Origin of the sequence: Acinetobacter sp. 197 (assembly GCF_048148385.1) — a bacterium.
In the GTDB taxonomy this organism is placed as follows: Bacteria; Pseudomonadota; Gammaproteobacteria; order Pseudomonadales; family Moraxellaceae; genus Acinetobacter; species Acinetobacter pecorum.
In genome coordinates, this window is sequence record NZ_JAYWZK010000012.1 from 18,144 (window position 1) to 31,518 (window position 13,375).

General features: G+C 45.2%; 10 protein-coding genes and 1 tRNA gene. 8 read left to right on the forward strand and 3 right to left on the reverse strand.

Translation table 11 applies throughout. The features are described from left to right. Positions 1-140 precede the first annotated feature (140 nt). Positions 141-2,378, forward strand: coding sequence for an NADP-dependent isocitrate dehydrogenase (locus tag VXQ11_RS12305; RefSeq protein WP_064095198.1), 2,238 nt, complete (start codon positions 141-143; stop codon positions 2,376-2,378). A gap of 233 nt (positions 2,379-2,611) precedes the next feature. Here the strand turns inward: VXQ11_RS12305 and VXQ11_RS12310 are convergent. After that, positions 2,612-2,698, reverse strand: a tRNA-Leu gene (locus VXQ11_RS12310). 167 nt (positions 2,699-2,865) lie between these two features. On the opposite strand from VXQ11_RS12310, the gene queA reads away from it, so the two are divergent. The 7 genes from queA (at position 2,866) to secF (ending at position 10,250) form a co-directional block, all read left to right on the forward strand. Further along, positions 2,866-3,900: a tRNA preQ1(34) S-adenosylmethionine ribosyltransferase-isomerase QueA gene (queA, locus tag VXQ11_RS12315; protein ID WP_064095199.1), complete on the forward strand. Its 1,035-nt coding sequence runs from the start codon at positions 2,866-2,868 to the stop codon at positions 3,898-3,900. Positions 3,901-3,916: 16 nt separating this feature from the next. Continuing rightward, positions 3,917-4,945 carry a hypothetical protein gene (locus VXQ11_RS12320; protein WP_064095200.1) on the forward strand — a complete coding sequence of 343 codons (1,029 nt, stop codon included), beginning with the start codon at positions 3,917-3,919 and terminating at the stop codon, positions 4,943-4,945. A 23-nt stretch (positions 4,946-4,968) separates the two neighbouring features. Then, on the forward strand, positions 4,969-5,538 hold the full coding sequence (locus tag VXQ11_RS12325; protein WP_064095201.1) for a LemA family protein: 570 nt from the start codon (positions 4,969-4,971) through the stop codon (positions 5,536-5,538). Positions 5,539-5,755: 217 nt separating this feature from the next. After that, the gene (gene tgt / locus VXQ11_RS12330) at positions 5,756-6,886 is read left to right on the forward strand and encodes a tRNA guanosine(34) transglycosylase Tgt (protein WP_064101890.1); all 1,131 of its coding nucleotides are present in this window, start codon (positions 5,756-5,758) and stop codon (positions 6,884-6,886) included. A 101-nt stretch (positions 6,887-6,987) separates the two neighbouring features. Continuing rightward, positions 6,988-7,317, forward strand: a complete 330-nt coding sequence (gene yajC, locus VXQ11_RS12335) for a preprotein translocase subunit YajC (protein ID WP_064095203.1) — start codon at positions 6,988-6,990, stop codon at positions 7,315-7,317. Positions 7,318-7,368: 51 nt separating this feature from the next. Continuing rightward, positions 7,369-9,267, forward strand: coding sequence for a protein translocase subunit SecD (gene secD / locus VXQ11_RS12340; RefSeq protein ID WP_064095204.1), 1,899 nt, complete (start codon positions 7,369-7,371; stop codon positions 9,265-9,267). An 8-nt stretch (positions 9,268-9,275) separates the two neighbouring features. Further along, positions 9,276-10,250, forward strand: coding sequence for a protein translocase subunit SecF (gene secF, locus VXQ11_RS12345; protein ID WP_171254909.1), 975 nt, complete (start codon positions 9,276-9,278; stop codon positions 10,248-10,250). 59 nt (positions 10,251-10,309) lie between these two features. On the opposite strand, the gene VXQ11_RS12350 is transcribed toward secF, so the two are convergent. Continuing rightward, complete coding sequence (locus VXQ11_RS12350) at positions 10,310-10,960, reverse strand: hypothetical protein (RefSeq protein ID WP_416706151.1); 651 nt, start codon at positions 10,958-10,960, stop codon at positions 10,310-10,312. 100 nt (positions 10,961-11,060) lie between these two features. Beyond that, the gene (locus VXQ11_RS12355) at positions 11,061-13,370 is read right to left on the reverse strand and encodes a RelA/SpoT family protein (protein WP_064095207.1); all 2,310 of its coding nucleotides are present in this window, start codon (positions 13,368-13,370) and stop codon (positions 11,061-11,063) included. Positions 13,371-13,375: the final 5 nt, after the last annotated feature.

The window sequence follows — 13,375 nt, forward strand, 5'->3', positions numbered from 1 at the left end:
TTCAATATGAAAGCATATTTCGTTGACTGAAAAGCGCTGAAGGACGATACTCTCAATGTTTTTATTTAAGCAAATCGGTTCAACGAGGCTGAGCCAAAAGTTCGGGCCTCAGAAACTCAATCCAACGCAAGGGGCTATATATGGCTGGTGGAAAGTCACAAATCATTTACACACTGACTGATGAGGCGCCACTACTGGCGACTTACTCACTGCTGCCGATCATTGAGACCTTTACTAAGCCTGCTGGTGTAGAGATTGTTAAAACTGACATCTCTGTAGCTGCACGTGTGCTCGCAGAATTCTCTGACTATCTCAGCGATGAGCAAAAGGTAACTGACAACCTCGCAGAACTAGGTCGTCTTACACAAGATCCAGACACGAACATTATCAAACTCCCGAATATCAGTGCGTCAGTTGCGCAGCTGACTGCTTGTATCAAAGAACTTCAATCGAAAGGCTATGCGATTCCTGACTATCCTGAGAATCCGGCAACTGAAGAAGAACAGGCACTTAAAGTACGTTACAGCAAATGTTTAGGTTCAGCAGTTAACCCTGTTCTACGTGAAGGTAACTCTGACCGTCGTGCACCAGCTGCAGTTAAAAACTACGCGAAAAAACACCCACATTCTATGGGTGAATGGAAGCCTTGGTCACAAACTCACGTTTCTCACATGCAAGAAGGCGACTTCTACCATGGTGAAAAGTCAATGACTTTAGACCGTGCACGCAATGTGAAAATGGAATTGATCACTACCTCTGGTGAAACCATCGTTCTTAAGCCAAAAGTTGCGCTTCTAGACGGCGAAATCATCGATTCAATGTTCATGAGCAAAAAAGCACTTTGCGACTTCTATGAAAAAGAATTAGAAGATTGTAAAGAAGCTGGCATCTTGTTCTCTTTACACGTTAAAGCGACCATGATGAAAGTTTCACACCCGATCGTATTCGGTCACTGTGTGAAGATTTACTACAAAGACGCGTTTGAAAAGCATGCGAAACTATTCGACGAACTCGGCATTAACGTGAACAACGGTATGGCGGGTCTTTACGAAAAAATCGAAACGCTTCCGACTTCTTTACGTGAAGAAATCATCGAAGATTTACATGCGTGTCAAGAACACCGTCCTGCTCTTGCGATGGTTGACTCAGCAAAAGGCATCACCAACTTCCATTCTCCAAACGACGTTATTGTAGATGCATCTATGCCTGCAATGATCCGTACTGGCGGTAAAATGTGGGGTGCCGATGGCAAGCCTTATGACTGTAAAGCGGTAATGCCTGAATCTACATTCGCGCGTATTTACCAGGAAATGATCAACTTCTGTAAGTGGAACGGCAATTTCGACCCACGTACGATGGGTACTGTGCCTAACGTTGGTTTGATGGCTCAAAAAGCTGAAGAATACGGTTCACACGACAAGACTTTCGAAATTCCAGCAGCAGGTGTTGCAAACATCACTGACCTTGAAACTGGCGAAGTGTTGATGTCTCAAAACGTGGAGCAAGGCGACATCTGGCGTATGTGTCAGGTGAAAGACGCACCGATCCGCGACTGGGTGAAACTTGCTGTAACGCGTGCACGTAACTCTGGCATGCCAGCAATCTTCTGGTTAGACCCGTACCGTCCACACGAAAACGAATTGATCAAGAAAGTTCAAACTTACTTGAAAGATCACGACACTGACGGTCTAGACATCCAGATTATGTCTCAAGTACGTGCGATGCGCTACACACTTGAGCGTGTTGCGCGTGGCTTAGATACCATTTCTGTAACCGGTAACATCCTGCGTGACTACCTGACAGACCTGTTCCCAATTATGGAACTGGGCACTTCTGCGAAAATGCTTTCTATCGTGCCTTTGATGGCTGGTGGCGGCATGTACGAAACAGGTGCAGGCGGTTCTGCGCCTAAACACGTACAACAGCTTGTAGAAGAAAACCACTTACGTTGGGATTCTTTAGGTGAGTTCTTGGCTCTTGCTGTATCTCTTGAAGAGCTTGGCATCAAAGAAGACAACGCACGTGCGAAACTTCTTGCGAAGACACTTGACCAGGCAACAGGTCAACTTCTTGACAACGACAAGTCTCCTTCACGCCGTACTGGTGAACTAGACAACCGTGGCAGCCATTTCTACCTTGCTAAATTCTGGGCTGAAGCACTGGCTGCTCAAGACGAAGATGCTGAACTTAAAGCGAAATTTGCGCCGATTGCACAAGCACTTGCTGACAACGAAGCGAAGATTATTGCTGAGCTGAACGAAGTTCAAGGTAAATCTGTAGACATCGGTGGTTACTACGCAGTAGATCCAGCGAAAGTGGGTGCAGTAATGCGTCCAAGCGCTACATTAAACTCAATCCTTGAGTCTTTTGCTGCGTAATCGCATGAAAGCTTAAAGATGATTTAAAAAACCGGTCCTTGGGGCCGGTTTTTTTATATCTTGAGTTTTTCACCTAGGGATTTATGCAGGTACTTATTTGCCAAAGTAATCGGATATTCCAAAACACAAACAATTTAAAAGGTACAGTTGAAATGATGCATCATTTTAATTTTTATAAATTTCAGGCAATAAAAAACCCCAAGACTGAATATGCTTGGGGTTTTTTAGAATTTTGGTCCCGAGGGTCGGACTCGAACCGACACGTCATCTCTGACAGCGGATTTTGAGTCCGCCGCGTCTACCAATTTCACCACCTCGGGAGTGGATGAAAGGTATAATACGCGATTTCTCAGCACTGTCAACGCAGAATATTTACATTTGTTTAATTTTAAAACAAATGGCATTTTTTCGTATTAAAATCGAGCAATTCCCGCCATAAAAAAGAAAAAAGTTTATACTAGCCGCAGTTTTTTTAGCGTAAATCATCATGCAACTTTCTGATTTTAATTTTGATCTCCCCGATGAGCTGATTGCTCGTTATCCACTGGAAACCCGTAGTGCCTCCCGTCTGCTTCACCTCGATGCCCAAGGCCAATATCATGACCATCAGTTTACTGACATTCTCGATTTACTGAATGAAGGCGACTTATTGGTACTAAACGATACTAAAGTGATGAAAGCCCGCCTCAAAGGTAAACGTGCCTCAGGGGGTGCAGTCGAAGTTCTTGTTGAACGTATGATGGATCAGTTCATTGCACACTGTCATATCAAAGCTAGCAACTCACCTAAAGCAGGTGCAGAACTATTTATCGGACCCGATGCAGTGACAGTAACCGTACAAGGCCGTCATGAAAACCTGTTTATTGTTGAATTTTCTCAACCGATTCTAGATGTGCTGGATCAATACGGCGCCCTGCCTATTCCACCTTACTTTAACCGTGAAGCAGAGGCAATTGATACAGAACGCTATCAAACTGTCTTTAACGACCCGACTAAAATTGCCAGTGTTGCCGCCCCGACCGCATCATTGCACTTTGACGAAGATTTATTGAAAAAGCTGGGAGAAAAAGGCATTCAAAAAACTTTCGTAACCTTGCATGTTGGCGCAGGTACATTTTTACCGGTGCGCACCAGCGATATTGAAAATCACATCATGCACAGCGAATGGTGCCAAGTGTCTGATGCATCTATGGAGCTGATTAAAGCCACCAAAGAACGTGGCAATAAAGTGATTGCTGTAGGTACCACAGCCACACGCGCAACTGAAAGTGCAGCTCAGGCCAATGGCGGTGAACTCAAAGGCTGGACCGGTGATACCCAGATTTTCATCTATCCGGGTTATCAGTTCAAAGTCGTCGATCGTTTGATTACCAACTTCCATCTTCCAGAATCAACCCTGTTAATGCTGGTATCTGCCTTATCTAACCGTGACAATATTCTGGATGCTTACAAGCATGCGGTAGACAGCAAGTATCGCTTCTTCAGTTATGGCGATGCCATGCTGATTGATCAGGTGAAATAACTGAGAGCTATTGCCCATGCCGATCGAGTCTGTACAGCAGTCCATTCATATTCGCCGCAAGAAAAATGCAGTGGTGTTTAAAAATATCGATCGGCTGTGGCACTTATCGAGTGATGCCAAAAGCCATCAGGACATTCTTAATGGCTTGCATCCATGGCAAGGCTCAATTTCTCTAAAATTTGAAAACACCCTACCGTGGTTCTTGGCACTCTTTGGTTTGATGCAAGTATTCAGCCTTATCATTGCACCGCACAATTTCTGGCTGCAATGCAATTTTGCCTTGGGTTTTGGCATGTTGTTTTGGGCCTATCTGATTTATGAGCAAGAGTGCTACATCAATGATGTAATTGATTATTTAGAAGAACGTGTGCTGACACATAAATATCACCTCCACTTTCAACAACAGCCACAACATATTTCAATGCCACTTAATCCTCGGCAATTTATTGGCAATTTAAAACGCCTTTTTCCTGTTTTTGAACGTGGCTCATTACGCAATGACATCTCACGTTATGCCAGTACCACATGGTTAGATGAAAATGAACAAGAACACCAAGTCTTGTTGTTTGAATACCACTATGTAGATGAAATTAAAACCATTGATAAAAATGGCAATACCGTCAAACTCATTGAACAACATAAAAATTTGTGGGGTGCATTTGTCTTTGATGTCTCTGTGCAAGGGCTTGCCATTAGCACATCAAGACGTCCCTTCCCCTCACCTTATCGCCATCCTTGGCATAGCAGTGATATACGCACCAATCAGCGTTTAAAATTTTATGGCACAGATCCCATGCAAATGGCAAAACAGCTTAGTCCAGGTTTTGTGCTCCGATTAAGTCAATTTTTCCAATACCGTGAAGGCGATCTTATTTTTCATCCCCAACAACGTGTGCTGTGCTATTTAGGGCCACATGACATTTTTAATGCGCCTGAACGCAAGCAAAATATCCAAGATATTTCTGCATTGCGTGGACACCTGAGAACGTTTAAATTAGTAGAATTGGAAAAACTACAAACTGACTTGGTTCAGTTTTTAAAATAATTATTTTTCTGGGGACTGCTTTTATGGGATTTATTGTTTTTGTCATTATCCCGATTCTGGTGATTGTTGCCATTATCATGATCCGCAACAGTATTGTCCGTCATCATAACGCCACGATTCGGGCCTGGTCAGATGTTGCCAGTTATGAACGGCAAAAACTGAAAATTCTGGACGGGCTGCAACCACTGGTTGAACAATACTCGAGTTTCGAAAAAGGCACGCTAGAAAAAGTGACCGAGCTGCGTCAAAACATCATGAACCTGAATATCAAGGATGCTGACATTGGACAGTTACAGCGCATTGAAAGCCTGAATAAACAGCTGATGCATAGCCTGAATGTGGTGATTGAAAATTATCCGGAGCTGAAAGCCAATGATATTTATCTGAAAATGATGGCTGAAATTGAAGAACAGAATGAAAATGTCGGTGCTGCGATTACCATTTATAACCGTAATGTCGAGCTGTTTAATAACCAGATCCAGATTTTTCCGCACAACATCATTAACAATATGCTGCTCAGAAAAAAAGTGGTACGCCCTTTCCGCGATCAAAGTGTGACCCAGAATTTTGATTACCGTCCGAACTTTCACTGAATGAGCAGCACCTTGATCCGGGAAGAGATTATTTGCTCTTTATCGCAGCTTTCTGTGAACTTACGCATTTCACCTGATCTTTCATTTATTAATCGATAAATAAAATTACAGAGCGAATGCTCTACAATGCTGGCGTTTAGCATAAGAATCAAGGAAAATAGCGCCCTTTACATTGAACAATCAGCGAACTGTTTTTTCGCCTTGATGTGGAACTCCTATGAAGTTTGAAAAGTTAGCGCAATCCGGTCGTGCCCGTCGTGGTCGTTTGACGCTTGAACATGGTGTGGTAGAAACTCCAATGTTCATGCCTGTCGGTACTTATGGTACGGTCAAAGGCATGTTGCCGCGTGATGTCAAAGAGATCAAGTCTCAGGTCATTCTGGGCAACACTTTCCATTTGTATTTACGTCCAGGCCTTGATGTGATTCGTGAACATGGCGGCCTGCATGAATTCATGAAGTGGAACAATCCTATTCTGACCGATTCAGGCGGCTTCCAGGTTTTCAGTCTGGGCGCAATGCGTAAAATCAAAGAAGAAGGCGTAACCTTCCGTTCACCAATCGACGGTTCAAAAGTATTTTTATCTCCTGAAATTTCAATGGATATTCAGCACACGCTGAACTCTGACATTGTGATGATTTTTGATGAATGCACACCCTATCCGGCCACACATGAAGAAGCGCAAAAATCGTTGCAGCTGTCTTTGCGCTGGGCGAAACGCTGTAAAACCCAGCATCATGACGTACTGAAAAACCGGAATGCTTTATTCGGTATTATTCAGGGCGGCATGTATGAAGATTTACGTGATGAATCTTTAAAAGGCCTGCTAGAAATCGACTTTGATGGTTATGCGATTGGCGGTCTGTCCGTGGGCGAGCCAAAAGAGGAAATGATCAAGGTACTGGATTATCTTCCAGAAAAAATGCCGGCAGATAAACCGCGTTATCTAATGGGTGTCGGTAAGCCAGAAGACATTGTGGAAGCGGTGCGTCGCGGTGTCGATATGTTTGACTGCGTGATGCCAACCCGAAATGCACGTAACGGTCACTATTTTGTGACAGACGGCTTGGTGCGGATCCGTAACAGCAAATATCGTCATGACCAGAGTCCACTCGATCCGCATTGCGACTGTTATACCTGCCAGAATTTTACCCGTGCCTATTTATTCCATCTTGAGAAATGTGGGGAAATGCTCGGCTCGATGCTCGGTACGATTCATAATCTGCGCTATTACCTGCGTTTGACTGAAGCCATGCGTGATGCATTAGACAACGGTACATTTGACGAATTTGTCCATGACTTTTATACCCGCCGTGGTCTGGAAGTGCCACCTTGTCCGCAAGATTAATCCATCAGCATTTGCGCTGAGGAAAAAGACAATGTAAATTGCAGGAATATGTCAATTTATTATCCAGTTGATCACCAGTTTTTTTATTTTAGGAAAATGTAATGAGCCTTTTTATTTCGACTGCTCACGCTGCAGGTGAAGCTGCACAACAACCAAGCATGATAGCGAACCTTTTGATGATTGCTGTTTTTATTGCAATCTTCTATTTCTTGATCTGGCGTCCTCAATCTAAACGTGCCAAAGAACACCGTGCTTTGGTTGAAAGTCTGGGCGTTGGCAGTGAAGTAGTATTTGCAGGCGGATTAATGGGCAAGATCACCAAGATTGAAGGTGACTTCGCAGTGGTTGAATTGAGCCGCGGTGTAGAAGTCAAAGTTCAACGTGCAAGTGTAATCTCAGTTCTACCTGAAGGCACTTTAAATAACCTTTAATCAAAAATAGTCGTGCCCTCGCACGACTTTTTCATTTTAAGAAGAAAACGAATGCGTTACCCAGCATGGAAATATGTACTGATCCTGGTTGTTCTGGTGATCAGTACTTTATATGCCCTGCCAAGTTTGTATCCAGATGAACCTGCTGTACAGATTTCGGGTGCCAAAGCCGGTACTCAAATTGATGCAAGCATCGTACAAAAAGCAGAGCAAATTTTAAAAACTGAAAATATTGCCACTCATGACAATAGCTTTAGCAACAATGCGGCCCTATTACGTGTAGATTCAAGTGAAGCGCAACTTAAAGCCAAAGAAGCTTTACGTCGTGGTTTAGGTGATGAGTACGTGGTTGCACTTAACCTCGCCCCAACCACCCCAGAATGGCTGCAAAAAATTGGTGCCAAGCCAATGAAGCTTGGTCTGGATTTACGTGGTGGTGTTCACTTCTTGCTTGAAGTGGATATGGACAAGGCCATTGCCCAGCGTATGGAAACCTCTGCGACGGATCTCCGTCGTCAGTTACGTGATAACAACCTGAAATTTAATAGCCTGACTTTAAGCAACAACACCATTGTGATGCAGTTTGCCAACAATGATGATCGTGCTGCAGTGATGGACTTCTTGCGCCGTAACGGCAATGAGTTTACCCAGCAGGCTGTTGCAACCAGTACCGGTTCGACCTTACGTCTGAACTATACCGATGTGCGTAAGCAAGAAATTGAATCTTATGCAGTCAACCAGAACTTAACCACCTTACGTAACCGTATTAACGAGTTAGGGGTGGCTGAAGCACTGGTTCAAACCCAAGGCAGTAACCGTATTGTGGTTGAGCTTCCGGGTGTGCAGGATACAGCTGAAGCGAAACGTGTCCTGGGCCGTACCGCGAATCTCGAGTTCCGTCTGGTATCTGACCTAAATGATCAATACATCGATCCATATACCGGTCAGGCTACAGGTGCATTACCACCGGGCACAGAAGTCTTTGCCTATGAATCACTGGACAGTGGTCGTCAGCTCCTTCTGAACCGTAACCGTATTTTAACTGGTGAACGTGTTCAAAATGCATCCAGTGGTTTTAGCCAGGACACTGGCGGTGCAGAAGTGAACATTACGCTGGACAGCGCAGGCGGCAAGCTGATGTCGGATGCGACCCGTAATGCGGTTGGTAAACGTATGGCAGTGCTGTTCATCGAAAACAAACAGCGCATTAACTATGTGGAAGACCCGGCAACTGGCACTCAAACTGAAGTCCGTACGCCATATACTGAAGCTGTCGTGATTAATGCTGCGACCATTCAGGCGGTATTAGGCTCTCAGTTCCGTATTACCGGTCTGGACTCGCCACAGGAAGCGGCTGAACTTGCATTAATGCTTCGTGCAGGTGCGTTGGCTGCGCCAATGTACTTTGTTGAAGAACGTGTGATTGGTCCAAGTCTGGGTCAAGAGAATATCGACAAAGGGGTGCTTTCAACTCAAATCGGTTTCCTCTTGGTTGCCATCTGGATGGTGGTGTTCTTCCGCGTGTTTGGCCTGATTGCCAACTTTGCCCTGATATTCAACCTGGCCATGATTCTGACTGTCATGTCCTGGATTGGTGCTTCCCTGACCTTGCCGGGTATTGCCGGTATTGTGATTACCATTGGTATGGCGGTCGATGCCAACGTACTGATCTGTGAGCGAATACGCGAAGAAATGAAATGGGGAGCTTCGCCAAAACAGGCGATTGTGGCCGGTTATGACCGGGCCTATAACACCATTTTTGACTCGAACTTGACCACCTTCCTGGTAGCATTCATTCTGTTCGCGATTGGTACAGGTCCGATCAAAGGCTTTGCCGTGACCTTAATGATTGGTATTGTCTGCTCGATGTTTACTGCCATTACAGTAACACGTGCAATCGTACAGATCATTTATGGCAAAAAACGTAACTTGAAAAAGTTGAGCATTTAAGGAGATCAATGATGACTGAAAATACTCAACTGGATCAAAAACAGTATGGTCGCCCGGAAGACGAACGCATTATCCCGTTTATGAAGATTGCAATGCCTGCGGCATTGTTTTCAATCCTCTTAACGGTTGCGAGTATCTTCTTTATTGCCACCAAAGGTCTAAACCTCGGTCTGGACTTTACCGGTGGTGTGGCAGCTGAACTGAATTATGCCAATCCGGTCAAACCGGAACAGGTTTCCCAAGCACTCAGCAAAGCCGGTTTTAATGATGCCGTGGTTCAAACCCTCGGTTCAGAACGTGATCTGATGGTGCGTATGCCCGTACAAGACGATATCGAAGCTGAAGACTTGACTCTAGCGGTTACAGCAGCGGCTCAATTGCCAAATAATCCGGCAGAAGTACCAAAGGTCGATGTCGTCGGTGGTCAGGTAGGTAACGAGCTTTATGTGCGTTCTGCTGGTGCTGTAGCACTGGCGCTCCTGCTGATGCTGGTCTATGTCACCATCCGCTTTGAGTTCAAACTGGCCATGGGTGCAGTATTGTCGCTATTCCATGACATTATCGTCACCCTTGGGATTTTTGCGATGATGCAGTGGCCATTTGACCTGACTGTACTTGCAGCACTCCTAGCGATCATCGGTTTCTCGCTCAACGATAATATCGTGGTCTCTGACCGTATCCGTGAGAACTTCCGTAAAATTCGTGGTGCAGAACCGGTCGAAATTGTCAACATCGCCCTGACTGAAACCTTGCGTCGTACCATTCATACTTCTATGACCTTATTGCTGGTGGTGCTTGCCATGATGCTGATAGGCGGTGATGGTCTGAAATGGTTCTCGATCGCGATGTTTGTCGGTGTCTTTGTCGGGACCTATTCGTCCATCTATATCGGTACGGCCTTTGCCTTGTGGCGTGGTCTAAACCGTCAGGACTTTATTGTTCAGGTGAAGCCAGAATTTGAAGACGAGAACCCGATTCCATAATCAGTTCTATTTGCATGTTCATCGTTCAGCCCGTCTTATGATGGGCTGAATTATTTCTGCTATTTGAACATACTGGCCGTGGGAAGAATCGCAATGACGGGATGAATTTTCTCAATATCAGTTTTTTGGAAAATCACCTGTCGGTGTTCATCCAGACTTTGAAATTCATAATAATCCTGAGCATCACTGACCAGTTGCAAAACAAGTTGCAAGCCATTGAGCAGATACACACAAAGAATATCCGATCCGGACACCTCTACCTGTTTGTCACAGATCAGCCACCAGCCCGGTTTTAAGCTGGGGACATAATACGGTCCTGCTACCTGAATCGCGTAATGCTGTACTTGCAGATGAAAAATATCCAGATTGAATGAGAGCGCTGAATCTATAGGAATAAGTGCGAATGCCTGCTGTTGCACCACCTGCATCTGAAATAGTCTGCCGTGCTCTGAAAGTGGAGATAACTCTACTTTGGGTTCAGCTGACTGGTCCAGGATTAAAGCATTGAGACCCAGTTGTTGCTCCAACTCTCTTGCTGCTTTCTCGCCGATCTGGCGTTTGCTATTCAGTAATTGTGCGATATATGACGCAGACAAGCCGAAATGCTCACAGATCTCTTTGCCAGTTTTAAATTGCTGCGTCTCGATCAACAGATCAATGACCTTGGCCAAGTTATTCCGTCTACGTTCAAATATTTCAGTCACACTCATCTCGGTCTGCTGGTCTATTTTTTATGCATATGATTTAGTTAGATTACAATAAAAAAGCCCGCAATTGAATTGCAGGCTTTTTAAACTTACATAATGGAAATTAAGTACCTTGCACCAGACGACGTGCACTGATAATTCCCGGTTGTTGTTCAAGACGGGCCAAAAGTTTGGAAAGTTGTGCCAGACCTTTGACTTCAATCAACAGCTTCATATTGGCAATACCGTCCGCCTCCGAAATGGTATTGACCTGACGGATGTTGATCTGATCCGAGAAAATGACTTGGGTCAGATCCTTCAGCAAGCCGCGTCGATCATAAGCTTCCACCACAATCTGTACGCTCTGACCACGGGTTGGCTGCATTTCCCAGTCTGCTTCTACCGCACGTTCAGGCTCTTGAGAAATCATACGCACATAGTCCGGACAAGCGACCTTATGGATGCTAACCCCCCGATTCAAAGTGATATAGCCGGCAATCGATTCGCCATGCACGGGTTGGCAACATTGGGCAATATGCAATTCCACGTTATCCAGACCATCAATCAGAATACCGTGCGCTGACAGCGTATGACTGGCACGCGGGTTCAGGGCAGGTTTCAGCACCAGCTCAGGCTCATCCTGATCCAGATGCATGTGACGGTTCACCTGATTAATCAGGGCATGCAGGCTGATATCACCATTGACCAGATTGACCAGAATGTCATCGCCAGTTTTGACATTGAAGTGACTACAATAATCATTCAGATCAATCGATTTCGGGTGAATTGCCAGACGTGATAGTTCCTTGTTCAGTACTTCACGGCCAACTTCCAGATTCTTGCTGCGATCTTGCTGGCGGAACCAGTGGCGCAGCTTGTCCCGCGCACGGGCAGTTTTGATATAACCCAGCGAATTAACCAGCCAGTCTCGGTTCGGTTCCCGGTCTTTTTTGGTCAGAATCTCGACCTGTTCACCAGTTTTCAAAGTATAGGTCAGCGGCACATAGCGCTGATTTACCCGTGCGGCATAGCACTTGTTCCCGACTTCGGTATGCACATGATAAGCAAAGTCCAGCACCGTCGAATCACGCGGCAGCTCTTTGATATCACCATCACGGCTAAACACATAGATCTTTTCAAAACCTTCGAAATCTTGAATATGTTCAAAATTCTCTATTTCATCTTCAGATTCTTTATGTGCACTGCTTTCATTACGTTCTTGATAATGCTCAAGCACCGCACGCAAGGAATGCAGACGATGGTTAAAGGAGCGATCTGTGGTTTTTGCACCTTCTTTATAATTAAAGTGTGAACATACTCCAAGTTCAGCTTCCTCATGCATTGCATGGGTACGAATCTGCACTTCAAGTGACTTGTTCTCGGCAATGACCGCAGTATGCAGGGAGCGATAGCCATTGGCTTTCGGATTGGTAATATAGTCGTCAAACTGATGCGGAATGTGGCGCCAGATCTGATGCACAATACCTAAAGTGTGGTAACACTCCGGCACACTTTTCACCAGTACCCGTAAAGCACGAATATCATAGAGCTGGTCAAAGCTCAGGTTCTTGCTTTTCATTTTCCGATAAATCGAATAAATGTGCTTCACCCGGCCGTTAATTTCGGCTTCAATGCCATGCTCGGACAATTCATTGCGTAATTTTTCAATCACAAACTGAATATACTGTTCACGCTCGAGACGCTTTTCATTCAGTAAGGAAGCAATTTCTTTATAACGTTCCGGCGCAAGATAACGGAAAGCCAGATCTTCCAGCTCCCATTTTAGCTGGGCAATACCTAAACGGTGTGCCAGTGGCGAGTAAATGGTCAGAATTTCTCGGGCAACCCGTTCCTGACGCTCACGCGAGGAATTGGCCAGTTCACGCAACGCATAGGTACGTTCGGCCAGCTTGACCAGAACGACACGCACATCTTCGGTGACAGAGATCAGCATTTTGTAAATGCCAGACAGATGCTCGCGCTGGTTATTGTTAAAATGATCTTCCAGACGCTTATTTTTTTCGATCAGCTCGGACAGCTTACCCATGGCAAGCGTACCTTTGACCAGACTATGCACCTGTTCGCCGAACTTTTCCAGTACTTCACCGAGTGGCATGACGCCTTCACGAACAGCACGATACAGCATGGCTGCGGACAAAGTATCTTCATCTACATGCAGATGAGCTAGAATATCCGCCATCTCAATACCGGTATAAAAGGTATTGGAGCGGTGCTGGACCGTACTTTGCAGCTCTCTTTCTAATGTTAAGTGGGCGACTTCTTCGAGCTGCGTTAAAGGTGCGCCATCTAATATGCCACGAACCCGATCCAACCATTCAGTCAGATCCTGGTGTGCTTGTTCGGCATGTTCTACAGTCGTCTCCTGCGACAACTCATTAAGTCGTCCAGGGAGTTGCTCACGTACTGTGACCATACCCT